This window comes from Streptomyces sp. DF42 (genome assembly GCF_058267695.1).
In genome coordinates this window covers 9,465,398-9,489,333 of sequence record NZ_CM177859.1, presented here as the reverse complement: position 1 = coordinate 9,489,333, position 23,936 = coordinate 9,465,398, and the positions used below count along the sequence as shown (strand labels likewise).

Sequence of the window (23,936 nt, the reverse complement as noted above, 5' to 3'; positions counted from 1 at the left end):
GGGACCTCCAGGGGGGCGCGGGACGGCCGGAAGGTCTTCACATTACCGTCAACATCAGGTGTATCCGGCCCGGTCACCCGGGCAGTGCGAAGTCGGCGACATGCAGCGCCGAGGGGGTCGTACCGCTCGACTTCTCCTGGTACATGAACGACAGCACGTTGTCCGCCGCGACCCGCAGTTCGTCGATCACGACCTCGCCGAAGGCGTTCAGGTCGCTGCCGTCGTACAACAGCGTCCAGTCGGTGTGGCCGGAGGACTTGGACGCCCCTGCGATCCGGCCGAAGGGGAGGATCGCGTAGGCGTTGTCGTACTTGTCCAGGACCAGCTTGGTGCGCTGGCTGGAGCTGAGCGCGATCGGGATCTCCGTCTTGGTCCAGGTGCCCGCGGAGTTCTTGCGGAGGTGGAACGCGCGGCCGTTGGCGGTGCGGTCGCTGACGTAGTTCGTGGTGCACTGGCCGAAGCGGCCGGGCACGTAGCTGATGATCGCGTGCGGGAGGCCCGAGGAGTCGGTGGTCTGGCTCTCCTGGTTCATCAGCGAGTGGTCCGGGTTCAGCGAGTCGACGACGAGTCCGCTGTCCGTGACGGCCACCGTGTCGGAGCTTCCGGTGGTGCCCACGACGGTGCCGGCGTCGTTGCGCCAGGTGCGGCCGCGGTCGGCCGAGTGGACGTAGCCCGTGTCGTGGTTGGTGATGCCGCCGCTGTTGCACATCACGGCCGCGTTCTGCTCGCGCCAGGTGAAGAAGGAGTGCAGTCGGCCGCCCGTGTCGTAGTCGATGCCGTGCAGGTACATGTTGCGGGCGGTCGAGGAACCGTGCGTGCTGGTGTACGTCCCCGTGGAGCTGGACCACTCCCCCAGTGCCGTCCAGCTCGAACCGTCGTACTCGGCAAGGGCGTTGCGGCCGTTGCCGGAGATTCCGACCCGGTAGCTGAGCTGCAGCCTGCCCTCGGGGGTGGAGATGAACTGGGGGTAGGTGAACTGGGTCGTGAGCGCCAGTCCGTCGAGCGAGGTCTGGACGGAGCCGAAGACCGACGACGTCCAGGACGTGGTCGCCGGGTTGTCCAGGAGTCCGGCGATCGACTTCACGTAGAAGTAGCCGTCGCTGTGGGAGTCCATGGTGATGTGCAGGCGGCCGTCGACCTTGGAGATGCCCATGGAGATGACGTTGTGGGAGTCGCTGCTCTTGAGGGTGTGGGAGAGCGTGACCGTCGACCAGCCCGACCCGCCGAGGACACGGCGGGCGATCACGGCCCTGCCCGTCGACGTGTACCAGGCGGCGTACTGGTGGCCCTTGTACGTGAACAGGCCGTTCTTCTGGAACGAGTTGTTGTTGACCAGGCCGTCGTAGGAGACGAAGAAGACGGCCTGGGAGTCGAGTCGGGTGGTGCTCTTCTTGCTGACGGACGGGCCGGGGACTGCGGCCCGTGCGATGCCCGGTGTTGCCACAGCGGCCAGTATGGCGGTCGCGAACACGGTGCGTCTTCTCATGAGCGGCTCCGGGGAGGGAGGTCGGGCAGAGCGGGTCAGGCGAGGTGGAACACTTCGGCGAGCGGCTTCATGGCCTCGTCGGGCCGGGCGCCGTCCAGCGACTCGAAGAACGGCGCCATCTCGGCCTGCCAGCGGGCGTTGACCTCGGTGGCCTCCATTCCGGCGACGGCGGCCTCGAAGTCCTCCGTCTCCAGGTAGCCGACGAGCAGGCCGTCGTCGCGCAGGAAGAGCGAGTAGTTGTGCCAGCCGGTGGCGGAGAGCGCTTCGAGCATCCGGGGCCACACGGCGGCGTGGCGTTCGCGGTACTCGGCGAGCCGGTCGTCACGGACCTTGAGGAGGAAACAGACCCGCTGCATGACGTACCAGCTTCCCAAGGGGGCGAAGGAGCCTAGAAGTTGAACTGGTCGATGTTCTTCGCGTCGAACACGGTCGGCTTGCCGAGGGTGATCACGCCGTCCTTGCCGATGGTGTACTCGGTGGAGCCGGCCTTGAAGGTCTCGCCCTCCCTGCCGGTGATCTGGCCCGAGGCCAGCGCGACGGCGGTGCGAGCGGCCAGGTCGCCCAGCTTCGCCGGGTCCCACAGCTCGAAGCCGTCGACGGTGCCGTTCTTGACGTACTTGCGCATGTCGTTGGGGGTGCCGAGGCCGGTCAGCTTGACCTTGCCCTTGTACTTGGAGCCGGACAGGTACTGCGCTGCCGCCTTGATGCCGACGGTGGTCGGGGAGATGATCCCCTTCAGGTTCGGGTACTGCTGGAGCAGGCCCTGGGTCTGCTGGAAGGACGCCTGGGCGTCGTCGTTGCCGTACGCGATCTTCACCAGCTTGACGTTCTTGTACTTGGGAGCCTTCAGCTCGTCCTTCATGAACCCGATCCAGGTGTTCTGGTTCGTGGCCGTCTGGGCGGCGGACAGGATCGCGATCTCGCCCTTGTAGCCGATCTGCTGCGCGAGCAACTGCACCTCGGTGCGGCCGAGGTCCTCGGCGCCGGCCTGCGACACGAAGGCGTTGCGGCAGTCGGCCTTGGTGTCGGAGTCGTAGGTGACGACCTTGATGTTGTTCTTCATGGCCTGCTTGAGCGCGGTGCACAGGGCGCCCGGGTCCTGCGCGGAGACGGCCATGGCGTTGACCTGCTGCTGGGTGAGCGTGTTGACGTAGCTCACCTGGCCGGCGGTGTCGGTGGCGCTGGACGGACCGACTTCCTTGTACTTGTTGCCCAGCTCGGTCAGCGCCTTCTCGCCGCCCTTGTCGGCGGAGGTGAAGTACGGGTTGTTGACCTGCTTGGGCAGGAACCCGACGGTCAGGCCCTTCTTGAGGGCGGCGTTCGGGTCGGCCTTGCCCGCGGAGGCGGCCGAGCCGCCGTCGTCCTTGACGTCGTTCTTGGTGGTGCCACCGCAGGCGGTCGCGGCAAGGGCGAGCGAGGTGACGGCGGCGAGGGCCGCACAGGTCCGGCGGAGGGATGACTTACGCATGGCGGTTCCTTATGACGAAGGGTGAGTGCAACGCGCCCTGCGAGGGGCGCGGGACTGTAAGGAATGTGCGGCTCCGCCGCGTGGACGCGACCAGCCACATCCGGCCTGCAGCCTTCAAACGGTCTGTCCAGCGGAGCGTGCCGCCCTCGCCACGCCGATCTGCCGTGCGACCCGGGGCCCGAGCACGGAGATCACGAGCAGTACGCCGGTGACGACGATCTGCGACTGCGCCGAGACATTGAGCAAACTCATCACGTTCTGCAACGCCCCGAGCAGAAACACCCCGGCGATGGCGCCGCCCAACGTGCCCCTGCCGCCGTCGAAGTCGATGCCGCCGAGCAACACGGCCGCGACGACGGAGAGTTCGAGGCCGGTGGCATTGTCGTAGCGGGCGCTGGCGTAGTGCAGGGCCCAGAAGACGCCGGTGAGGGAGGCCATCAGGCCGGTCACCGTGAACAGGATCAGCTTGTGCCGCTTGACGCGGACGCCCGCGAACCGCGCCGCCTCCTCACTGGCGCCGATCGCGAACAGCGAGCGTCCGAACGGGGTGGCGTGCAGGGCCACGACGGCGATCGCGAGCAGCACGAGGAAGGGCAGGAAGGCCTGCGGGACGAAGGTGTTCCCGATCCGTCCGGCCGCGAAATCCAGGTACTGCGTGGGGAAGTCGGTCACCGCGTCGGAGCCGAGCACGATCTGTGCGATGCCCCGGTAGGCGGCGAGGGTGCCGATGGTGACGGCGAGGGAGGGCAGCCCGAGGCGGGTGACGAGGAGGCCGTTGACCAGTCCGCAGACGACTCCGAGCAGCAGGCAGATCGGGATGATCGTCTCGATCGCCATGCCGTCGTTCCAGAGCTTGCCCATCACCGCGCCCGACAGACCGGCCGTGGAGGCGACGGACAGGTCGATCTCCCCGGCGACGACCAACAGGGTCATCGGCAGGGCGATCAGGGCGATGGGCAGGGTGTTGCCGATCAGGAAGGACAGGTTGAGGGCGTTGCCGAAGCCGTCGACCGTCCCGAAGGACAGCAGCAACAGGACGATCAGGAGGGCGCCGACGACCGTGTCCCAGCGGACCACGCGCGTCAGGGAGTCAGGCATGGCGGGCGTTCCTCTTCTTCAGGGCCGAGGCGACGCGCAGCGCGACGACCCGGTCGACCGCGATGGCGAGGATGAGCAGGATGCCGTTGATGGCGAGCACCCAGACGGAGCTGACGCCGAGGGCCGGCAGCACGCTGTTGACGGAGGTCAGCAGCAGGGCGCCAAGGGCGGCCCCGTAGACACTTCCGGAGCCGCCGGTGAAGACGACGCCGCCGACCACGACCGCGCTGACGACGGTGAGTTCGTAGCCGCTGCCCGTGCTGGAGTCGACGTTGCCGAAGCGGGCCAGATACATGGCACCCGCGAGTCCGGCGAGGCCCCCGCAGAAGGTGTACGCGGCCAGGATCCGCTTGCGCACGGGGATTCCGGCCAGCCGCGCGGCCTCCGGGTTGGAGCCGAGCGCGTACAGCTCGCGCCCGCTGCCGAAGTGCTTGAGGTAGTACGCCGTCGCCACCAGCACCGCCAGGGCGATCAGCGCCGGCCACGGCACCGCGGAGATGCCGCCGGAACCGAAGTCCACGAAGCCGCCGGGGAGATCGGCCGCCGTGATCTGGCGGGAGCCGACCCAGATGGAGTCGACGCCGCGGATGATGTAGAGCGTGCCGAGGGTGACGACGAGCGCGGGCACCTGGCCGAGGCTGACGAGCAGGCCGTTCACCAGGCCGAGGCCGATGCCGAGCAGGACGGCCAGGACGACGGATACGACCGGGTTGCCACCGCCGTGCAGATAGTCGCCCGCGGCGAAGGCGGTGATGCCGAGGGTCGAGCCGACCGACAGGTCGACGTTCCTCGTGATCACCACCAGGGACTGCCCGGTGGCGACCAGGACCAGGATGGTCGCGTTGAGGAGCAGGTCCTTGATTCCCTGCTCCGACAGGAACTCGCTGTTGCCCGCCTGGGTGATGCCGATCATCACCAGGAAGACGGCCAGGATGGCGAGTTCGCGCATCTTGAAGACGCGGTCGACGAGCCGGGTGCCGCTGGACCGCGGTACCTCGGCGACGGGGGTCTCTTCGGAGGTGGTCACCGTCATGCGGCGGCCCTCCCCGTGGCTGCGGCCATCACGGTTTCCTCGGTGGCGTCGGCGCGTGGGATCTCGGCGGTGAGGCGTCCTTCGTGCATGACGAGCACGCGGTCGGCCATGCCGAGGATCTCGGGCAGGTCGGAGGAGATCATCAGGACGGCCACGCCGTCGGCGGCCAACTCGCTGAGGAGCCGGTGCACTTCGGCCTTGGTGCCGACATCGATGCCGCGGGTCGGCTCGTCGACGATCAGCACTCTGGGGCCGGTGGCGAGCCACTTCGCCAGGACGACCTTCTGCTGGTTGCCGCCGGACAGGGTGTTGACGGTGTCGGCGATCCGGGCGTACTTGACCTGGAGCTTCACGGCCCAGTCGAGGGAGCGGCTGCGTTCGGCGCCGCGGTCCATCAGAGCGCCCTTCACGGTCGTACGAAGCCCGGTCAGACCGATGTTGCGCTCGATGGACATGTCCATCACCAGGCCTTGGGCCCGCCGGTCCTCGGGGACGAGGGCGAGACCGGCGGCCATGGCCGTGGAGGGGGCGCCGTTGGTGAGCCTGCGTCCCTGGACCTCGACCTCGCCGGCGTCCCAGCGGTCGATGCCGAAGACGGCCCGCGCGACCTCCGTACGGCCGGCGCCGACGAGTCCGGCGAGACCGACGATCTCCCCGTGCCGCACGTCGAAGGAGACGTCGGTGAAGACGCCCTCCCGGGTCAACCGCCGTACGCTCAGGGCGACTTCGCCGGGTTCGACGTCCTGCTTGGGATACAGCTCGTCGAGGTCGCGGCCCACCATGCGCCGCACCAGGTCGTCTTCGGTCATGCCCTCGGTCGGCTCACTGGAGATCCAGGCGCCGTCGCGCAGGGTGGTGACCCGCCGGCAGATCTCGAAAATCTCCTCCAGCCGGTGCGAGATGAACAGCACCGCGGCTCCCTGTTCGCGCAGGGTGCGTACGACGCCGAAGAGGCGGGCCACCTCGCTTCCGGTGAGCGCGGCCGTCGGCTCGTCCATGATCAGGACGCGGGCGTCGAAGGAGAGGGCCTTGGCGATCTCGACGATCTGCTGGTCGGCGATCGACAGACCACGGGCCGGACGGTCGGGGTCGAGTTCGACACCGAGGCGCTGCATCAGCGCCAGGGTCGCCGCGTGCGTGGCCTCGTGGTCGATGCGGCCGAGGGCGCGCCGGGGCTGGCGGCCCATGAAGATGTTCTCGGCGATCGAAAGGTCGGGGAAGAGCGTGGGCTCCTGGTAGATGACGGCGATGCCGGCGTCGCGTGCGTCGCCCGGCCCGTGGAAGACGACGGGCTCACCGTCGAGCAGGACCCGGCCGGCGTCGGGCCGGTGCACACCTGCGAGGGTCTTGATCAGGGTCGACTTGCCCGCGCCGTTCTCTCCGGCGAGCGCGTGCACCTCGCCGGGGAACAGCTCCAGAGAGACGTCCCGCAGGGCGCGCACCGCGCCGAAGGACTTCGAGATGTCCTCCAGCGCCAGCACCGGGGCCGGACCCGGGTCGGACGGGTGGGTCATGAGGGGCTCCTCGACAACGCCGACAGGGGGCTCACGACGTCATGAAAGGTTTCAACCTGGTTGCCGGGACGTTAGGCGCGCAGCCCATGTCACGTCAATGGGTCCGCCTCGAAAAAATTTCGAGAGCCCTTCGAGAGCCAAAGGTCACGGCCGAGCCACGGGCAACAGCCTCTGCCGGAACGCTTGACACCCCTACGGGGAGCCCTAAGCTTCGTCTACTGAATCGATTCATCCGTATGCCGTTCCGGCCTGACGTCACAGGAGCCCTGAAGTGACCGAGCTCGCCGCGGTGAAGGCCGCGCTGAAGACCCAGGCAGTCGAGACGCCGTCGTGGGCGTACGGGAACTCGGGGACCCGTTTCAAGGTGTTCGCACAGCAGGGCGTTCCACGCACGCCGCAGGAGAAACTGGCCGATGCGGCGCAGGTGCACGCGTTCACCGGCGTCGCCCCGACCGTCGCCCTGCACATTCCGTGGGACAGGGTCGACGACTACGGCGCCTTGGCGAAATACGCCGAGGACCACGGCCTGAAGCTGGGAGCGATCAACTCCAACACCTTCCAGGACGACGACTACAAACTCGGCAGCATCTGCCACCCCGACCCCGCCGTGCGCCGCAAGGCCCTCGACCATCTCATCGAGTGCGTCGACATCATGGACGCCACGGGCTCCCGGGATCTGAAGCTGTGGTTCGCCGACGGAACCAACTACCCCGGGCAGGACGACCTCCGCGAGCGTCAGGACCGGCTCGCGGAAGGCCTGGCTGCCGTCTACGAACGGCTGGGCGAGGGGCAGCGCATGCTCCTGGAGTACAAGTTCTTCGAGCCCGCCTTCTACGCCACCGACGTCCCCGACTGGGGCACCGCATACGCCCACTGCCTCAAGCTCGGCGAAAAGGCACAGGTCGTCGTGGACACCGGACACCACGCACCCGGCACCAACATCGAATTCATCGTCGCCACCCTCCTGCGCGAAGGGAAACTCGGCGGCTTCGACTTCAACTCCCGCTTCTACGCCGACGACGATCTGATGGTGGGTGCCGCCGACCCCTTCCAGCTCTTCCGGATCATGTACGAGGTGATCCAGGGCGGCGGTTTCACCTCCGACGTCGCCTTCATGCTCGACCAGTGCCACAACATCGAGGCCAAGATCCCCGCCATCATCCGCTCCGTGATGAACGTGCAGGAGGCGACCGCGAAGGCCCTGCTCGTGGACCAGGACGCGCTGGCCGCGGCTCAGCACGAGGGTGATGTGCTCGCGGCGAACGGCGTGCTCATGGACGCCTACAACACCGACGTACGACCGCTGCTCGCCGAGGTGCGCGAGGAGACGGGACTCGACCCCGACCCCATGGCCGCCTACCGCCGCTCCGGATGGGCCCAGAAGATCGTGGAGGAGCGGGTCGGCGGGGAGCAGGCCGGCTGGGGAGCGTGAGGGCCTCTGCTCGTCGGCCGGGTTCGGCCTCGCGCAGGCTGCGGGTCAGCCGTCGGCCATGCCGAAGAAGTCGTGGATCGGGCGCACCTCCACCGCCACGACGTGGAAGTCGAGGACGCGTTCGGCGATCTCCCTCGCCCGCTCAGGGGTCGCGCAGTCGATCACGTAGTAGGCCGTCAGCTGTTCGGTGGTGTCCGTGAGCGGTCCGTCCGGCGCGGCGAACGGATGCCGTGTCGCGGCCGGCGGCCAGACCGGTGCGGTGTACGGCAGCCGGAAGGTCCGTTGCTGTACGTCGCCCGGTCCCACCGGCTTCCGGCAGTGGTGCGAGGAGGTGCTCAAGCCGGCCGTCCTGGCCTGAGCACCTCCGCCGCACGGTCACTCCGGCGCGGCGAACGGATGCCGTGTCGCGGCCGGCGGCCAGACCGGTGCGGTGTACGGCAGCCGGAAGGTCCGTTGCCCCGAGCCGACCTCGAACGGCTCGCTGTCACCGGGGAGTTGGACCTCGGTCCGGGTGTTCGGCGGCAGGAGGACCTCGACGACCAGCGTGTCGTCCTCGATCCGCCAGCCCGCCTCGGCACGGCCGTACGGTGTGTCGTGCGTCGCCTTCGCGAAGGTGAGATCGCCGCCGGGAACCGGCGCGATGCGCAGTCGGCGCCATCCCGGTTCGGCGGCTTCGAGGCCGGCGACCGTGCGGTGCAGCCAGTCGGCGACGGCACCGAGCGCGTAGTGGTTGAACGAGGTCATCTCGCCCGGGTTGACGCTCCCGTCGGGCAGCATCGAGTCCCAGCGCTCCCACACGGTGGTGGCGCCCATGGTCACCGGGTAGAGCCAGGACGGGCAGCCCTCTTCGAGGAGCATGCGGTACGCGAGCTGCGGCTCGCCGCCCGCGCACAGGGCGTCGCAGATCAGCGGCGTACCGGCGAATCCGGTGGCGATCTTGAAGCCTGCCTTGCGCACGATGAATGCCAACCGCTCGGCAGCGCCCACCCGTTGACGCTCCGTCGGCAGCAGTGCGAAGCACAGAGCCAGTGCGTACGCGGTCTGTGCGTCGCTCGACATCCGACCGCTCGGAGTGACGAACTCATCGGCGAACGCCACCCGTACGGACCGCGCGAGTTGCTCGTACCGTACGGCGTCGTCCTTCTCCCCCAGCAGCCGAGCCGTCTCGGCGAGCACGTCGGCCGAGCGGGCGACGTAGGCGTTGGCGACGAGGTCGCCGTCCGTGCGGGCATCTCCCGGGGCGTCCGGCGGGGCGGCCGGGTCGAGCCAGTCGCCGAGCTGGAAGTCCTGCCGCCACAGTCCGCCGCCCTCCTCGGTGAGGCGGGCGGCGGTCTCCACCCACGCGCGCATGCTCGGGTATTGGGTGCGCAGCACCTCCAGGTCGCCGAAGCGCCGGTAGAGGGTCCACGGCAGCAGCACGGCGACGTCGGCCCACACCGCGTGCGGGGTGCCGCCGAAGTCGACGGGCAGGACGTCGGGGACGACCAGCGGCGGTGCGCCGTCGGCACGGGCGAGTTGTTCCGCGGCGAGGTCGCGCAGCCAGCCGCCGAGCATGCCCGAGCAGTCGTAGAGGAAGGAGGCGGTGGGGGCGAAGACCTGGATGTCGCCGGTCCAGCCGAGGCGTTCGTCGCGCTGGGGGCAGTCGGTCGGGATGTCGAGGAAGTTGCCGCGCATGCCCCACACGACGTTCTCGTGCAGGCGGTTGACCAGCTCGTGAGAGGACTCGAACCATCCCGTGCGCGTCATGTCGGTGTGCAGGACGACGGCTTCGACCGCGGCCGGGTCCAACTCGCCGGGCCAGTTCTCGATTTCGGCGTAGCGGAAGCCGTGGAAGGTGAAGCGGGGTTCGTACGTCTCCACGCCCGCGCCGGCGAGCGTGTACGTGTCGGTGGCGGCGGCCTGACGCAGGGGCCTCACGCCTAGTTCGCCGTGCTCCAGCACCTCGGCGTGCCGCAGGGTGACCGTGTGGCCGGCCGGTCCCGAGAGTCGGATGCGCAGGCGTCCGACCAGGTTCTGGCCGAAGTCGAGAACGGTCTTCCCGGAGGGTGTGGTGATGACGTCGACCGGGGCCAGGGTCTGGGTGCGGCGCACGGGCGGGCCCGTCGGTGCCACCAACTCGGCTTCGGGAAGCGCGAGTTCGGTGACCGTCGGCCATTCGGAGATGTCGTGGCCCGGTTCGGACCAGCCGGGGCGGGCCAGCCGGGCGTCGTACGCCTCGCCGTCGTAGATCTCGGAGCGCAGGACCGGTCCGGTGGTGGCGCGCCATGTCTCGTCGGTGGCGACGGTGGTGACGGTGCCGTCGGGATGGGTGACCTCCAACTGGGCGAGCAGCGCCCGGCGCTCGCCGTAGAGGTTGCGCCGGCCCCCGTTGAAGCCGAGCCGGCCCGTGTACCAGCCCTCGCCCAGGAACGCGCCGATCGCGTTGTCGCCGCCGCGGAGCAGACCCGTCACGTCGAAGGTCTGGTAGCGCAGACGGTGGTGATACGACGTCCAGCCGGGGGCGAGGACGTGGTCGCCCACACGGGTGCCGTTGATCTCGGCCTCGTACACGCCGTATGCGGTGATGTGGAGGCGGGCCGAGGTCACCGCCTTGTCGAGGGTGAAGGTGCGGTGCAGCAGCGCCACGGGGAGCGGGGTGTGGGCGTTGGCACGTTCGCGGTCAGGGGTGACGGGTCGGGCGGTCCAGTCGGCACGGGCGAGCAGTCCCGTCTCGGCCCGGGTGAGCGGCGACCAGGCGGACGGTTCGGCGCCCTCGCCCCACACCCGCACGCGCACCCCGACCCGGCTGCGGGAGCCGAGCGCCTCGCCGGGCCATTCCACCAGCACCGAGTCTGCACCCTCGACACGTCCCGTGTCGGTCAGTACGGCGCCGTCGGGGCCGGTGATCTCCAGCCGGTACGCGTGCTGCGTCCAGTCCGGCGTGTCCGTCTCGGTGCGCCAGCTCAGGCGCGGGCGGGGCTCGCCGATGCCGAGTGGTTCGCGGTGGTGTTCCAGTACGGGAGCGGTGACGCGCATCAGATCGCTTCCTTGACGTCGACACGTGCAAGTGGCCGAAAGAGGGATGTGAATCGTTTCACCGCATCGTGAAGCCGGCCGGGCGCACCGTCAAGGCTTCCGGCGCGGACGGAGTCACTTCTTTCGAGCCGACCCGGACACGGATGCGCCGACATCTTGACGGCGTCGCCACGCTGGAGCTACGTTGCCTGAAACGATTCAAACGGTTTGCAAACAGTGATGTGCTCGCGGCGAACGCCGTTCCGACGACGCAAGGAAGAGACCCGCTCATGGCACCCCACCCCGAAGCCGCCGCCCTCCTGGCACGCTCCCGTCGGCTCGGTTCCGACCCCCGCAACACCAACTACGCAGGCGGGAACGCCTCCGCGAAGGGCACCGACACCGACCCCGTCACGGGCGGTGACGTCGAGTTGATGTGGGTGAAGGGGTCCGGCGGCGATCTCGGCACGCTCACCGAGGCGGGGCTGGCTGTCCTGCGGCTGGACCGGCTCCGGGCGCTGAAGGGGGTGTACCCGGGCGTCGAGCGCGAGGACGAGATGGTCGCCGCCTTCGACTACTGCCTGCACGGCAAGGGCGGCGCGGCTCCCTCCATCGACACGGCCATGCACGGGCTGGTCGAGGCGGCTCACGTCGATCATCTGCACCCCGACTCCGGGATCGCGCTCGCCTGCGCGGCCGACGGGGAGAAGCTCACCGCCGAGTGTTTCGGCGACACGGTGGTGTGGGTGCCGTGGCGGCGGCCGGGGTTCCAGCTGGGGCTGGACATCGCAGCGGTCAAGGAGGCCAACCCGCAGGCCATCGGGTGCGTTCTGGGCGGGCACGGCATCACGGCGTGGGGCGACACGTCCGAGAAGTGCGAGCGCAACTCCCTGCACATCATCCGCACCGCCGAGGCGTTCCTCACCGAGCGAGGGAAGGCCGAGCCCTTCGGGCCTGTGATCGAGGGGTTCGAGGGTCTGCCCGAAGCCGAACGGCGGGAGCGGGCCGCGGCGTTGGCACCGTACATCCGTGCCGTGGCCTCTCAGGACAAGGCGCAGGTCGGGCACTTCGACGACTCCGGCGTCGTGCTCGACTTCCTCGCCCGCGCCGAGCACCCGCGGCTCGCCGCGCTCGGCACGTCCTGCCCCGACCATTTCCTGCGTACGAAGGTACGGCCGCTCGTGCTCGACCTGCCGCCGGCCGCTCCCCTGGAGGAGGCGATCGAGCGGCTGAAGGAGCTGCACGCCGAGTACCGCGAGGAGTACGCCGCCTACTACCAGCGGCACGCCCTGCCCGACTCCCCCGCGATGCGCGGCGCCGACCCGGCGATCGTGCTGGTCCCGGGGGTGGGCATGTTCAGCTTCGGCAAGGACAAGCAGACGGCGCGGGTGGCGGGCGAGTTCTATGTCAACGCCATCAACGTGATGCGCGGCGCCGAGGCCGTCTCGACGTACGCGCCGATCGAGGAGTCGGAGAAGTTCCGGATCGAGTACTGGGCGCTGGAGGAGGCCAAGCTTCAGCGGATGCCGAAGCCCAGGCCGCTGGCGACCCGGGTGGCACTGGTGACGGGTGCGGGCAGCGGGATCGGCAAGGCGATCGCCCACCGCTTGGCCGGTGAAGGCGCGTGTGTCGTCGTCGCCGACCTCGATGCGGAGAACGCCGCTGCCGTCGCCGAGGAGTTGGGCGGCCCGGACAAGGCCGTGGCCGTCACCGTGGATGTGACGTCCGAGGAGCAGATCGCCGCGTCCTTCAAGGCGGCCGTGCTCGCCTTCGGCGGTGTCGACCTCGTGGTCAACAACGCGGGGATCTCCATCTCCAAGCCCCTGCTGGAGACTTCGGCCAAGGACTGGGACCTGCAGCACGACATCATGGCCCGCGGATCCTTCCTCGTGTCGCGTGAGGCGGCCCGGGTGATGACCGCGCAGGAACTGGGCGGCGATATCGTCTACATCGCCTCCAAGAACGCCGTGTTCGCCGGGCCCGACAACATCGCCTACTCGGCCACCAAGGCCGACCAGGCCCACCAAGTACGGTTGCTGGCAGCCGAGTTGGGTGAGCACGGCATCCGAGTCAACGGCGTCAACCCGGACGGCGTGGTGCGCGGTTCCGGCATCTTCGCGGGCGGTTGGGGTGCCCAGCGGGCGGCCGTGTACGGGGTGCCGGAGGAGAAGCTGGGCGAGTTCTACGCCCAGCGGACCATCCTCAAGCGGGAGGTGCTGCCGGAGCACGTGGCGAACGCCGTCCTCGCGCTGACCGGCGGGGAGCTGACGCACACCACCGGGCTGCACATCCCGGTCGACGCCGGCGTCGCGGCCGCCTTCCTGCGATGAGTACGGGCGTGAAGTCGTACGCCGCGGTCGACCTCGGCGCGTCCAGCGGGCGTGTCATCGTCGGCCGCGTCGGCCGCGACAGCCTGCGGCTGACGGAGGCCCACCGCTTCCCCAACCGGCCCGTGCGGCTTCCCGAGGGGCTGCGATGGGACATCCTCGCTCTGTACGGGGGTGTCCTGGACGGACTGCGGGCCGCGGGTGCCGACTGCGGTGGACGGCTCGACTCGGTCGGCATCGACAGCTGGGCCGTGGACTACGGGCTGCTGGACGCGGACGGGGCGCTGCTCGGCAATCCGGTGCACTACCGGGACACGCGCACCGAAGGCGTCGCGGAGAAGGTGTGGGCGACCCTGCCCGCCGAGGAACTGTACGCGGCGACCGGACTGCAGTACGCGCCCTTCAACACGCTGTACCAGCTGGTCGCGGCTTGTGGGTCCGGTCAACTACCGTCCGCGGAAAGGCTGTTGCTCATTCCGGACCTGTTGTCCCACTGGCTCACGGGCGAGCAGGGCACCGAGCTCACCAACGCCTCGACCACCCAGCTGATCGATCCCCGGACGCGGGACTGGTCGTACGAGATCGCCTCCCGGCTGGGTATCGACCTCGGCCTGTTCGCGCCGCTGCGCCGGCCCGGCGATCCGGCGGGCGTGCTGCGGTCCGAGGTGCTGGAGGAGACCCGGCTGTCGGGCCCGGTGCCGGTGACGACGGTCGGTTCGCACGACACGGCGTCCGCGGTGGCCGCCGTTCCGGCCGACGGCGAACGGTTCGCGTACATCTGCACCGGGACCTGGTCGCTGGCCGGTCTGGAGCTGCGCGCGCCCGTGCTGACCGAGGAGAGCCGGGCGGCCAACTTCACCAACGAGCTGGGGCTGGACGGCACGGTCCGGTATCTGCGGAACATCATGGGGTTGTGGCTGCTCCAGGAGTGCGTGCGGGCCTGGGGCGAGCCGGAGCTGGGCGGGCTGCTGCCGGCGGCCGCCGAGGTACCGGCGCTGCGGTCGGTGGTGGACGCGGGCGACGCCACGTTCCTGGCGCCGGGTCGGATGCCGGAGCGGATCGCCGAGGCGTGCCGCGCCTCGGGGCAGCCGGTGCCCGTCTCGCCCGCCGAGATCACGCGCTGCATTCTCGACTCGCTGGCCCTGGCCCACCGCAGGGCGGTCGAGGACGCGCAGCGGCTGGCCGACCACCCCGTGGATGTCGTGCACGTCGTGGGTGGCGGTACCCACAACGCGCTGCTGTGCCAGCTGACCGCCGACGCCTGCGGGCTGCCCGTGGTGGCGGGCCCGGCGGAGGCGGCGGCGCTGGGCAATGTGCTGGTCCAGGCCCGGACCCACGGGCTGGTCGGCGACCTCGCGGGAATGCGGCACCTGCTCGTCCGTACCCAGCCGCTCACGCGGTACGAGCCGCGCGGCGACACCGCGCGGTGGCGTGCGGCGCAGGCCCGGATCGTCGGGGAATGAGAGCGGTCTCCCCCAGGCCCTCGTACTCGGACTACTCTGCACTCATCCGATGATCGATCCACAAGGAGCCGCGATGCGTGTCGCCCTGTTCCTGACCTGCGTCAACGACACGCTCTACCCGGACACCGGGCGCGCCGTGGTGAAACTGCTGACCAGGCTGGGCGTCGAGGTCGATTTCCCGATGGCCCAGACCTGCTGCGGGCAGGCGCACTACAACACCGGCTATCGGCATGAGGCGGAACCACTGGCCAGGCACTTCTCCGATGTCTTCGGGGAGTACGAGGCGATCGTCACACCGTCCGGGTCGTGCGGGGCGATGGTGCGGGAGCTGTATCCCCGGATGGGCGAGCGGGCGCGGGCAGAGGGGCGCGGGGACACCCTCGCCGCGACGCTGGCGTCGGTCGTCCCGAAGACGTACGAGCTGACGGAGTTCCTGGTGGACGTGCTGGGGGTGACGGACGTCGGCGCGTACTACCCGCACCAGGTGACCTACCACCCGACCTGCCACGGTCTGCGCGGACTGGGACTCGGCGACCGGCCGCGGCGTCTGCTCCAGGCCGTGCGGGGCCTGGAGCTGGTGGAGCTGCCGGGCGCCGAGGAGTGCTGCGGCTTCGGCGGCACCTTCGCGCTGAAGAACGCGGACGTCTCCGCGGCGATGGGCGCGGACAAGGTACGCAATGCCGAGTCGACCGGCGCCGAGGTGCTGTGCGCGGCCGACAACTCGTGCCTCATGCACATCGGCGGCACGATGACGCGGGCCGGCAGCGCCATGCGGCCGGTGCACCTCGCGGAGATCCTGGCGAGCACGGAGGAGGAGCCGGCGGCATGAGCGGGACATTCGTAGGGATGCCGGCCTTCCCCAAGGCCGCGCACGACGCCGTGCACAACGAGACGTTGCGCGGCAATCTCCGGCACGCCACCCACACCATCCGCGCCAAACGGGCGAACGCGGTGGCGGAGCTGTCCGACTGGGCAGAGCTGCGGGAGGCGGGCAAGCGGATCAAGGACCATACGCTGCGTCATCTCGACCGCTATCTGGTCCAGCTGGAGGAAGCGGTCGCGGCCGCGGGCGGCACCGTGCACTGGGCCGCGGACGCCGACGAGGCCAACCGGATCGTGGCCGGCCTGGTGAAGGCGACCGGCGAGTCCGAGGTCGTCAAGATCAAGTCGATGGCCACGCAGGAGATCGGCCTCAACGAAGCCCTCGAAGCCGAGGGCATCCGCGCCTACGAGACCGATCTCGCCGAGCTGATCGTGCAGTTGGGCAAGGACCGGCCCTCCCACATCCTGGTCCCCGCCATCCACCGCAACCGCGGCGAGATCCGCGACATCTTCAGCAGGGAGATGAGCGAGTGGGGCCGCCCGGCCCCGGACGGCCTCACCGACACGCCCGCCGAACTCGCCGAGGCGGCCCGTCTGCACCTGCGCGAGAAGTTCCTGCGCGCCAAGGTGGGCATCTCGGGCGCCAACTTCATGATCGCGGAGACCGGCACGCTGGTGGTCGTCGAGTCCGAGGGCAACGGGCGGATGTGTCTGACCCTGCCCGAGACACTGATCTCGGTCGTCGGCATCGAGAAGATCCTGCCGACCTGGCGGGACCTGGAGGTGTTCCTGCAGACCCTCCCCCGCTCCTCCACGGCCGAGCGCATGAACCCGTACACCTCCATGTGGACCGGCACGAGCGGCGGTAGCGCCGGGGAAGGAGACGGCCCGCAGCACTTCCATCTCGTCCTGCTGGACAACGGCCGCACCGACACCCTCGCCGACGAGGTCGGCCGGCAGGCCCTGCGCTGCATCCGCTGCTCGGCGTGTCTCAACGTCTGCCCGGTGTACGAGCGGGCGGGCGGCCATGCCTACGGGTCGGTCTACCCGGGCCCCATCGGTGCCATCCTCAGCCCCCAGCTCCGGGGCACGGCAAGCGACATCGACGCCTCGCTGCCGTACGCCTCGTCCCTGTGCGGCGCCTGCTACGAGGTGTGCCCCGTCGCCATCGACATCCCCGAGGTCCTCGTCCATCTGCGGGAACGGGTCGTGGAGGGCGGGCCGGTGACCCGTCAGGGCAACAAGGTGGTGCTGCAGCCCGCGAAGGGGCATGCCGCGGAGCGGGCGGCCATGCGCGCGGCGCGCTGGGCGTTCACCCGCCCCGGCGTCCTGCGCTCGGGCCAGCGGCTCGCCTCGCGAACCCGTCGCCTGCATCCACGGACGCTGCCCGGCCCGGGCCAGGCGTGGAGCGGCAGCCGGGACCTTCCGGCGGTGCCGGCGGAGCCGTTCCGCGACTGGTGGCAGCGCACGAACGGCGGGAACACCGAAAAGGGGACCTCGAAGTGAGCAGCAGGGAACGGATCCTGGGCCGGGTGCGGCGCGCACTGGCGGACGTGGCACAGGACGACACGCCGTACGAGCAGGCGGTTCCTCGGGAGTATCTGCGCGAGCACGGCGAGCGCGGTGTCGAGCAGACCGTGGATCTGCTGGCCGAGAACCTGGCGGACTACCGGGCGATCGTGCACCGCTGCACGGAGGGCGAACTGGCGGCGGTGATCGGCCGGTTGCTCGCCGGGCGAAGCTCCAGGACGGTGCTGGTGCCGGCGGGGCTGGACGAGGAGTGGCTCGGGGCGACGGATGCCGAGCGGGTCCCGGATCGCGGTGAGAGCACTCCGCACGAGCTGGACCGGGTCGACAGCGTGGTCACCGCGTGTGCGGTGGCCGTCGCCGAGACCGGGACGATCGTGCTGGACGGCGGCCCGGACCAGGGCCGCCGCCGCATCACGCTCGTACCCGACCACCACATCTGTGTCGTACGGGTGCCGGACCAGGTGGTGTCCGGCGTGCCCCAGGCCCTCGAACGCCTCGACCCGGCCCTCCCGTTGACATGGATCTCCGGCCCGTCGGCGACCAGCGACATCGAGCTGGACCGGGTCGAGGGGGTGCACGGTCCGCGCTCCCTGGAGGTGGTGCTGGTGGGCGGCCGACCGGACGTCGAGGTCACCTCGTAGCGGGCCGGCGGGGCCGGTGCGACAGCGGCCGGATCGCGTTGCTGGACGGGGCCCTTCCCTGGCGTCCTGACCACGGCGAAGCCGCACGAGGCGCTGCGGCGGTCGGTGGACGCGGACGCGCCCGGCGTGTCCCGGGCGGGGAAGTCCGAGTTCGACTCGGTGGCGGGCGCGTGATCGGAGGCCCGGTCGGAGGCGTGATCGGACGCCTCCGGAACGATCAGGAGTAGACCATCGGACAGCCTCGCCGCAGCGAGTGCTGTGCGGCCCGAAGATACAGGGCCACATAGAACGCGGCGTCCAGGTCCTCGCTCCACGGTCCGGGCCGGGCGACCGCCACGTCCTTGGCCGGGCCGTCCAGGAACCACATGGTCAGATCGAGGTTGTCGCAGGCGGCCGGTATCGCGTCCACCGGCAGTCCTACGGCCGCCGCCAGCCGCTCGACGAGACCGAGCACCTGAGGAGCGCCGGCGACCATCGTGGCGTCCGTGTACGCGGAGCCGAGGGGCAGCCAGATCTCCTCGTCGAGCGAGAGTGGCACCAGCACCGACCAGCCGCAGAGCACCTCTTCCTCCTCTCGTGACAGATGCGTCCGGCACAGCGCGCTGAAGCCGTCCATGGGAGGCACCAGCTTCTCCTCGAACGACATTCCGGAACCGCGTACCAGGTCCGCCGCCTCGGGCACCGACTCGTACGGCGGCAGGCCGCGCCGTCTCAACTCCTCGCCGAGCGCGGAGGCGAGGGCTCCTCGGCCGCCCTCGTCCTCGTCGTCGTCGAACCACTCCTGCGCACCGACACTGACCAGATAGATCCCCATGCCCGAAACGTACAGCGCACCACTGACATCGCCCCGGGCCGTTTCTTTGAGCCTGCCGGGCACCTTGGCGGGGGGCGTGCCGCCCGCACGAGAGCGGTTGACGACCGGGACGACGTGGTCGGCGTTCCGGAAGCCGAGCGGGTCTCACTCACGGAGGAGCCTCGGTTCGCGTGACAGAGGGGTGAACAAGCGCTTAGATAGTGGATCCGATCCGCGTTCCGATCCGCACCGATCCGTGTCGAGCTGGAGGCTCCGTTGCTGTTCACATCCGTCGACGACGTCTCCGCGCGTCTCACCGCCACCGGATATCTCGCCTCGCCCGCGGTCGCCACGACCGTCTTCCTCGCCGACCGGCTGGGCAAGCCGCTGCTGGTGGAGGGCCCCGCCGGGGTGGGCAAGACCGAGCTCGCCAAGGCCGTCGCCGAGGTGGCGCAGGCGCGGCTGGTCCGGCTGCAGTGCTACGAGGGCGTGGACGAGTCCCGGGCGCTGTACGAGTGGAACCACGCCAAGCAGCTGCTGCGCATCAGCGCGGGCCGCGACGAGACGTGGGACGAGGCGCGTACCGACATCTTCAGCGAGGAGTTCCTGCTCACACGGCCGCTGCTCACCGCCATCCGCGGTGACGACCCCAAGGTGCTGCTGATCGACGAGACCGACAAGGCGGACGTGGAGGTGGAGGGCCTGCTCCTGGAGGTGCTGAGCGACTTCCAGGTCACCGTCCCCGAACTGGGCACGATCACCGCGACCCGGCGTCCCTTCGTCGTCCTCACCTCCAACGCCAGCCGCGAGCTGTCCGAGGCGCTGCGACGCCGTTGCCTCTTCCTCCACATCGGCTTCCCCGACGAGGAGTTGGAGCGTCGCATCGTACGGCTGAAGGTGCCCGGTCTTGATGAGGCACTGGCGACTTCGGTGGTCCGCGTGGTCGGTGCCCTGCGGGCGATGGACCTGCGCAAGGTGCCCTCGGTCGCCGAGACGATCGACTGGGCGCGCACGCTTCTAGCGCTGGGCGCCGACACCCTCGACGAGACCGTCGTACATGACAGCCTGGGCGTTCTGCTCAAGCACCAGGACGACGTCCTCAAGGCGGCCGCCAAGCTCGACCTGGACGCCGTGTGACCGCCCCCGGCGTGGCGGATCGCCTCACGTCGCTCGTCGGGGCGCTGCGGGCGCACGGCATGCGGATCGGCACCGGCGAGACCGTGGACGCGGCGCAGGCTGTGGCGGAGCTGGGCCTCGCCGACCGCGAACTGCTGCGGGAGGGGCTGGCCGCGACGCTGCTGCACGGGCCGGCCCAGCGGCAGGTGTTCGACCCGGTCTTCGACCTGTACTTCCCGCGCGGCATCGGCGCGCCCCAGGGCGAGTCGGCGGGCCGTGACGAACTGCGGGACCGGCTCGCGGGGGCACTGGCCGCGGGCGACGAGATGCTGATGGCACGACTGGCGGCCGAGGCGGTGGACGGCTTCGGCGGATACGGCTCCTCCCCCGCGTCGGACGGTTGGTCCTCGCACCAGACGCTTGACCGGCTCCGCCCGCAGACGCTGTTCGCCCGTGTCCGCGACAGTGTCCGGGCGCAGGGCGGCGCGTCCGGGTTCACCGACCGGCTGCTCGAGGACGAGATCCGGCGGCGTATCGAGACCTTCCGCCGGCAGGTGGCCGCGGAGGCGCGGCGCCGGATCGCCGAGCGGCGCGACCGGGACGAACTCGCCCGGCGCGCGGTGGCCACGACGCCCGACCGGGTCGACTTCCTGTACGCCGGCAAGCTCCAGCTCGCCGAACTGCGCAGGACGGTTCAGCCGCTCGCCCGCAAGCTCGCCACCCGGCTCACGGCACGCCGGCGCCGCGCCTCCCGCGGCAGCATCGACCTGCGCCGCACCCTGCGCGGATCGCTGTCGACGGGCGGGGTGCCGATGAAGCCGGTGCGGCGCAGACGCCGTCCGGTACGGCCCGAACTGGTGCTGCTGTGCGACGTGTCGGGGTCGGTGTCCGGGTTCTCGGACTTCACGATGCTGCTGGTGCAAGCGCTGCACGACCAGTTCAGCAAGGTGCGGGTGTTCGCCTTCGTCAACCGGCTCGACGAGGTGACCCCGCTCCTTGAGCACGGCGCGGCCGACCCGGAGGGGCTGGGCGCACGCATCCGTGCGGAGGCGACGCTCACGGGCTGGCACGGCAGCAGCGACTACGGCGTCGCGCTGGGCGAGTTCGCGGAGCGCTACGGCGAGGCGGTCGGCCCGCGCACCACGGTGTTCGTCCTCGGTGACGCCCGTACGAACAGGAGCGATCCGAACCTGGCGGCGGTGGGGCGTGTCGCCGAACGGGCCCGGCGCGTCTACTGGTTGAACCCCGAGCCGCAGGCCCTGTGGGGAACGGGCGACTCCGCCGCACCCGGGTACGCCGAGCTGGTCGAGATGCACGAGTGCCGCACCGCCCGCCAGCTCAGCGCACTGATCGCACGTCTGCTGCCGGTCTGACCGCCCCGGCACGCGCAGCCGGACACCGTGCCCTTCCTGGCCCTGCTTCCCCGTACGTCTTCCGGGCGCTTCGGCTTCCGAGCCCTTCTTCCTAGTCCTTCGCCTTCGCGTAGTCCGTTGCCATGCCGCCCGCGAAGTCGTAGACCACGCACGGTTCGTCTCCGACCACCCAGGCGTCGTGGCCGGGCGGGATCACGAAGGCGTCGCCCTCTGCGACCTCGCTCTCGCCGCCGTCGTCCATGCTCACCCGCATGCGCCCTTTGACGCAGTAGCCGTTGTGATGGACCTGGCAGGTGTCCGTGCCGGCGATGGGCCCTACGGACTCGGACCAGCGCCAGCCGGGTTCGAAAGTGGCCACGGCGAAGTCGAGCCCCGTCATGTGGACCGCTTCGAGGTGTCCGCGCGGGAAGTCGCGCCGCTCGTCGGGCTTGTCCACGGCCTTGATCTCGATCATGTCGGCTCCCTCCATTGCGAGCCCCGTCCACCACACCATCGTCGACCCGTCCACCCGGGGGCGCCATCCGGGGAACGCGGCCTTCGCCGAACAAGCGGACAAGTGGGTCGAACAGGCGGAGAATGGTGCGCGGAGGCCGCCATCGCCGATCCACCAGAAAGGTGGCGATCATCGTGGCTGAACACCCCCACGCACTGCTCGTCCGCAAGGGCTACGAAGCCTTCTCAAAGGGTGACATGGACACCCTGCGCTCGATGATGACGAGCGACGCCACGCACCACGTGCCCGGGAGCCACCCGCTGTCCGGAGACTGCAAGGGGATCGATGCGGTCCTCGACTACTACCGCCGGCTGTTCGAGGAGACGGGCGGCACGTTCAAGGTCGAACTGCGCAGCATCCTGGTGGACGGCCGCGGACATGCGGTCTCCCTCCACCACGCCACCGCCCGCCGTGGCGACAAGAGCATGGACGAGGACGGAGGCATCGTCTTCCGGATCGTCGGAGACAAGATCACCGACCTCGACGAGTGCGTGGAAGACCTCGACGCGGGCAACGAGTTCTGGTCATGACGCCGTCGCCCGGCCGCGCAGCCGGGCGAAGCGGGCCGCATCCGCCATCCCGCCGGAGTCGATGACTCCGCTGCGGCACGGCCCGACACACCCTATGCCCGGCGAGCAGGATGTCCGCCGAGCGGCATGTCCGACGGGGCCGCCCCGTGCGCCTCGACGACGATCTGCGGCAGCTCGAAGCGCGACAGCTCGCCGGGTGTGTTCAGGGCGTGCCCATCGGTTGGGCATGTCGGTAGGCCGTGTCGGCAGTGATGCACGGCGATCGGCCAGAGCTCACGTGTCGTGGGTGGCCGCGTGCGTCAGCGCCTCCCGAGCCGCGTGCCGGTCACCGACCGTCTCCCACCACGGGTGGGTGTGCATCTCCTCGGCCAGACGCCTGCACCGCTCCCGCGCGTCCCCCAGACGGTCACGCTGGTTGTCGGAGATCTCCGCGCGTCCCGCCGCGATGTCCGCGCCGCTCGGCAGGTGCGAGGCGATGTCCGTGCAGTGTTCGAGCGCCCGGGTGAAGGTGCGCCGCGCGGCGACCAGATCGCCGGGTATGACGAACTCACCCACCGTGAAGGGACGGGAGAATTCGGACGGGCCCGGCTCCGTGTGCCACAGGGAGGCATCGATGGGCTGCCCGTCGTCGAGCGCCCGGGTGAGTTCGCTCCGAACTCCCGTCCCCATGCCGTCGCCTTCCCGCAGACCCGCGGGTCCTGGAAGCGGAAGGGGCTGTCCTGCCCGGGGCGCGGTCCGCTCCCCCGGAACGGGCTCGGGGCGGCCTTCGAGGAACTCCTCCTTGTCCGTCGGGGTGACCCACATGTGCCAGCCGCGGCGGCCTGCCGGATGCGGCATGTAGAGCGAGACGAGTTCGCCCGCGCCCGTGCGCCGGATGACGTCGTCGTAGTAGAGGCCGCGCACCGGTTCCCACAGCCCGTGCCGTCCGCCGCACCGTCCGGCGCGCTGCCGGGGACAGGGCACCGGGTTGCTCCAGTCGCAGCGCGACATGTGCAGTTGTTTGACGCCGCCGCGCACCGACAGTGCAGCGCGGTCGGTCACGTCGCGCCAGCTCTGTACGTTCAGTCGGGCCCAGGGAGCGCGGTCGATGGGTATCGCGTTCTCGTTGTTGACGAGCCACAGGGGGGTGAGGCCCTCCCGGTGTGCGCTGCGGGTGCGCTCGTCCACGGAACCGCCGGCTATCGCCGCGAGCTGTATTTCGTATGCCAGTCGGTGCCTGTCGGCGCCTTCCACCGTCACATCCGTACGGTGCTTTCCGTGCGCGGCCGCCTCCGCTCGCGTCACATGGAAACCCTCCCCCGAGGCGATGTCGGCGGTGTATTCCCCGAGCGCTTTGTGGAGATCGCTCTCGGCCTTTGTCTCGGGGCGTTCGCCCTTTGCCACATGCATGGCGTGCGGTCGGCCGCTGACCTTGCGGATCGCCATGAAGCCGGGGCAGATGAACCCTTCGTCCTCATGGGCTTCCAGGCAGTACAGAAGATCCGGCTGGTAATGGCCGTAGATCTCGTCGAGCAGCCGCGGGTATTCGGGGTGTCCGAGATCCGCCTCGGTCAGATCGAGCGTGATACCGAGGCCCCTGTGCCAGACGCTGTAGGTCATATGGCGAGAGTAGGACGCACCACTGACAATCCACTCGGGCGGTGATCGGGTGCCCGGAGCGGTGGCCGCCGCCTGCGATCACTGCCCGAGGGCGCGCAGGCCGTGCGGATCGGCGAAGCACGGAGACGATGCCGACGAGCCGGTCCGCCTCGTCGAGGAGGGCGGCCGCTCCGCGCGGTGCTGGGCGTGTACCGGGGAGCCGGGCGTGTCGTCCTTCATCGCGA

21 protein-coding genes and 1 pseudogene are annotated in these 23,936 nt (G+C 70.0%); 10 read left to right on the top strand and 12 right to left on the bottom strand.

What is annotated here, in order from left to right:
* Positions 1-73 precede the first annotated feature (73 nt).
* The 6 genes from ACYUED_RS43660 to ACYUED_RS43635 form a co-directional block, all read right to left on the bottom strand.
* Positions 74-1,486 (bottom strand): BNR repeat-containing protein, encoded by a 1,413-nt coding sequence (locus ACYUED_RS43660; RefSeq protein WP_491289928.1) that lies wholly within the window; start codon positions 1,484-1,486, stop codon positions 74-76.
* Positions 1,487-1,521: 35 nt separating this feature from the next.
* On the bottom strand, positions 1,522-1,842 hold the full coding sequence (locus ACYUED_RS43655) for an L-rhamnose mutarotase (protein WP_491289927.1): 321 nt from the start codon (positions 1,840-1,842) through the stop codon (positions 1,522-1,524).
* Between the two features lie 32 nt (positions 1,843-1,874).
* Positions 1,875-2,954, bottom strand: coding sequence for a rhamnose ABC transporter substrate-binding protein (gene rhaS / locus ACYUED_RS43650; protein WP_491289926.1), 1,080 nt, complete (start codon positions 2,952-2,954; stop codon positions 1,875-1,877).
* 114 nt (positions 2,955-3,068) lie between these two features.
* Positions 3,069-4,052, bottom strand: coding sequence for an ABC transporter permease (locus ACYUED_RS43645; RefSeq protein ID WP_491289925.1), 984 nt, complete (start codon positions 4,050-4,052; stop codon positions 3,069-3,071).
* Entirely contained in the window at positions 4,045-5,085 is a 1,041-nt protein-coding gene (locus ACYUED_RS43640) for an ABC transporter permease (protein WP_491289924.1), read from the bottom strand. Before ACYUED_RS43640 ends, ACYUED_RS43645 begins: the two co-directional genes overlap by 8 nt.
* Positions 5,082-6,599: a sugar ABC transporter ATP-binding protein gene (locus tag ACYUED_RS43635; protein ID WP_491289923.1), complete on the bottom strand. Its 1,518-nt coding sequence runs from the start codon at positions 6,597-6,599 to the stop codon at positions 5,082-5,084. Before ACYUED_RS43635 ends, ACYUED_RS43640 begins: the two co-directional genes overlap by 4 nt.
* A 271-nt stretch (positions 6,600-6,870) precedes the next feature.
* On the opposite strand from ACYUED_RS43635, the gene rhaI reads away from it, so the two are divergent.
* Positions 6,871-8,031 (top strand): L-rhamnose isomerase, encoded by a 1,161-nt coding sequence (gene rhaI / locus ACYUED_RS43630; RefSeq protein ID WP_491289922.1) that lies wholly within the window; start codon positions 6,871-6,873, stop codon positions 8,029-8,031.
* A gap of 45 nt (positions 8,032-8,076) precedes the next feature.
* Here the strand turns inward: rhaI and ACYUED_RS43625 are convergent, their stop codons facing one another.
* Together ACYUED_RS43625 and ACYUED_RS43620 are read right to left on the bottom strand one after the other, a co-directional pair.
* Positions 8,077-8,370: a YciI family protein gene (locus ACYUED_RS43625; RefSeq protein WP_491289921.1), complete on the bottom strand. Its 294-nt coding sequence runs from the start codon at positions 8,368-8,370 to the stop codon at positions 8,077-8,079.
* Positions 8,371-8,406: 36 nt separating this feature from the next.
* Positions 8,407-11,046 carry a family 78 glycoside hydrolase catalytic domain gene (locus ACYUED_RS43620; protein ID WP_491289920.1) on the bottom strand — a complete coding sequence of 880 codons (2,640 nt, stop codon included), beginning with the start codon at positions 11,044-11,046 and terminating at the stop codon, positions 8,407-8,409.
* A gap of 269 nt (positions 11,047-11,315) precedes the next feature.
* On the opposite strand from ACYUED_RS43620, the gene ACYUED_RS43615 reads away from it, so the two are divergent.
* The 6 genes and pseudogenes from ACYUED_RS43615 to ACYUED_RS43590 all read left to right on the top strand — a co-directional run.
* Positions 11,316-13,355 carry a bifunctional aldolase/short-chain dehydrogenase gene (locus ACYUED_RS43615; protein WP_491289919.1) on the top strand — a complete coding sequence of 680 codons (2,040 nt, stop codon included), beginning with the start codon at positions 11,316-11,318 and terminating at the stop codon, positions 13,353-13,355.
* On the top strand, positions 13,352-14,815 hold the full coding sequence (locus ACYUED_RS43610) for a rhamnulokinase (protein WP_491289918.1): 1,464 nt from the start codon (positions 13,352-13,354) through the stop codon (positions 14,813-14,815). The genes ACYUED_RS43615 and ACYUED_RS43610 overlap by 4 nt, the downstream gene beginning before the upstream one ends.
* Before the next feature lie 73 nt (positions 14,816-14,888).
* A complete protein-coding gene (locus ACYUED_RS43605; protein WP_491289917.1) occupies positions 14,889-15,644 on the top strand; it encodes a (Fe-S)-binding protein in 756 nt (251 codons plus the stop codon).
* Complete coding sequence (locus tag ACYUED_RS43600; RefSeq protein WP_491289916.1) at positions 15,641-17,143, top strand: LutB/LldF family L-lactate oxidation iron-sulfur protein; 1,503 nt, start codon at positions 15,641-15,643, stop codon at positions 17,141-17,143. The genes ACYUED_RS43605 and ACYUED_RS43600 overlap by 4 nt, the downstream gene beginning before the upstream one ends.
* Positions 17,140-17,808, top strand: a complete 669-nt coding sequence (locus ACYUED_RS43595) for a LutC/YkgG family protein (RefSeq protein WP_491289915.1) — start codon at positions 17,140-17,142, stop codon at positions 17,806-17,808. The genes ACYUED_RS43600 and ACYUED_RS43595 overlap by 4 nt, the downstream gene beginning before the upstream one ends.
* 20 nt (positions 17,809-17,828) lie before the next feature.
* A pseudogene (locus ACYUED_RS43590) lies at positions 17,829-17,982 on the top strand (ABC transporter ATP-binding protein); the annotation flags it as partial.
* 43 nt (positions 17,983-18,025) lie between these two features.
* Here the strand turns inward: ACYUED_RS43590 and ACYUED_RS43585 are convergent.
* On the bottom strand, positions 18,026-18,622 hold the full coding sequence (locus ACYUED_RS43585) for a hypothetical protein (protein ID WP_491289914.1): 597 nt from the start codon (positions 18,620-18,622) through the stop codon (positions 18,026-18,028).
* Positions 18,623-18,880: 258 nt separating this feature from the next.
* On the opposite strand from ACYUED_RS43585, the gene ACYUED_RS43580 reads away from it, so the two are divergent.
* Together ACYUED_RS43580 and ACYUED_RS43575 are read left to right on the top strand one after the other, a co-directional pair.
* Positions 18,881-19,738, top strand: coding sequence for an AAA family ATPase (locus tag ACYUED_RS43580; RefSeq protein WP_491294713.1), 858 nt, complete (start codon positions 18,881-18,883; stop codon positions 19,736-19,738).
* Positions 19,735-21,090: a vWA domain-containing protein gene (locus ACYUED_RS43575; RefSeq protein ID WP_491289913.1), complete on the top strand. Its 1,356-nt coding sequence runs from the start codon at positions 19,735-19,737 to the stop codon at positions 21,088-21,090. The genes ACYUED_RS43580 and ACYUED_RS43575 overlap by 4 nt, the downstream gene beginning before the upstream one ends.
* 91 nt (positions 21,091-21,181) lie before the next feature.
* On the opposite strand, the gene ACYUED_RS43570 is transcribed toward ACYUED_RS43575, so the two are convergent.
* On the bottom strand, positions 21,182-21,544 hold the full coding sequence (locus tag ACYUED_RS43570) for a cupin domain-containing protein (RefSeq protein ID WP_491289912.1): 363 nt from the start codon (positions 21,542-21,544) through the stop codon (positions 21,182-21,184).
* A 173-nt stretch (positions 21,545-21,717) separates the two neighbouring features.
* Here ACYUED_RS43570 and ACYUED_RS43565 point away from each other — a divergent pair, with 173 nt between their 5' ends.
* The gene (locus ACYUED_RS43565; protein WP_491289911.1) at positions 21,718-22,113 is read left to right on the top strand and encodes a nuclear transport factor 2 family protein; all 396 of its coding nucleotides are present in this window, start codon (positions 21,718-21,720) and stop codon (positions 22,111-22,113) included.
* 273 nt (positions 22,114-22,386) lie between these two features.
* Here ACYUED_RS43565 and ACYUED_RS43560 read toward each other — a convergent pair whose 3' ends face one another.
* Positions 22,387-23,712, bottom strand: coding sequence for a competence protein CoiA family protein (locus ACYUED_RS43560; RefSeq protein WP_491289910.1), 1,326 nt, complete (start codon positions 23,710-23,712; stop codon positions 22,387-22,389).
* A gap of 78 nt (positions 23,713-23,790) precedes the next feature.
* A complete protein-coding gene (locus ACYUED_RS43555) occupies positions 23,791-23,931 on the bottom strand; it encodes a hypothetical protein (protein ID WP_491289909.1) in 141 nt (46 codons plus the stop codon).
* Between the last annotated feature and the right edge of the window lie 5 nt (positions 23,932-23,936).

What these genes read in the sequence shown, in the direction of transcription:
- ACYUED_RS43660 (WP_491289928.1), bottom strand. Translation starts at nt 1,486, where the DNA reads ATGAGAAGACGCACCGTGTTCGCGACCGCCATACTGGCCGCTGTGGCA.
- ACYUED_RS43655 (WP_491289927.1), bottom strand. Translation starts at nt 1,842, where the DNA reads ATGCAGCGGGTCTGTTTCCTCCTCAAGGTCCGTGACGACCGGCTCGCC.
- rhaS (WP_491289926.1), bottom strand. Translation starts at nt 2,954, where the DNA reads ATGCGTAAGTCATCCCTCCGCCGGACCTGTGCGGCCCTCGCCGCCGTC.
- ACYUED_RS43645 (WP_491289925.1), bottom strand. Translation starts at nt 4,052, where the DNA reads ATGCCTGACTCCCTGACGCGCGTGGTCCGCTGGGACACGGTCGTCGGC.
- ACYUED_RS43640 (WP_491289924.1), bottom strand. Translation starts at nt 5,085, where the DNA reads ATGACGGTGACCACCTCCGAAGAGACCCCCGTCGCCGAGGTACCGCGG.
- ACYUED_RS43635 (WP_491289923.1), bottom strand. Translation starts at nt 6,599, where the DNA reads ATGACCCACCCGTCCGACCCGGGTCCGGCCCCGGTGCTGGCGCTGGAG.
- ACYUED_RS43620 (WP_491289920.1), bottom strand. Translation starts at nt 11,046, where the DNA reads ATGCGCGTCACCGCTCCCGTACTGGAACACCACCGCGAACCACTCGGC.
- ACYUED_RS43615 (WP_491289919.1), top strand. Translation starts at nt 11,316, where the DNA reads ATGGCACCCCACCCCGAAGCCGCCGCCCTCCTGGCACGCTCCCGTCGG.
- ACYUED_RS43610 (WP_491289918.1), top strand. Translation starts at nt 13,352, where the DNA reads ATGAGTACGGGCGTGAAGTCGTACGCCGCGGTCGACCTCGGCGCGTCC.
- ACYUED_RS43605 (WP_491289917.1), top strand. Translation starts at nt 14,889, where the DNA reads ATGCGTGTCGCCCTGTTCCTGACCTGCGTCAACGACACGCTCTACCCG.
- ACYUED_RS43600 (WP_491289916.1), top strand. Translation starts at nt 15,641, where the DNA reads ATGAGCGGGACATTCGTAGGGATGCCGGCCTTCCCCAAGGCCGCGCAC.
- ACYUED_RS43585 (WP_491289914.1), bottom strand. Translation starts at nt 18,622, where the DNA reads ATGGGGATCTATCTGGTCAGTGTCGGTGCGCAGGAGTGGTTCGACGAC.
- ACYUED_RS43570 (WP_491289912.1), bottom strand. Translation starts at nt 21,544, where the DNA reads ATGATCGAGATCAAGGCCGTGGACAAGCCCGACGAGCGGCGCGACTTC.
- ACYUED_RS43560 (WP_491289910.1), bottom strand. Translation starts at nt 23,712, where the DNA reads ATGACCTACAGCGTCTGGCACAGGGGCCTCGGTATCACGCTCGATCTG.
- ACYUED_RS43555 (WP_491289909.1), bottom strand. Translation starts at nt 23,931, where the DNA reads ATGAAGGACGACACGCCCGGCTCCCCGGTACACGCCCAGCACCGCGCG.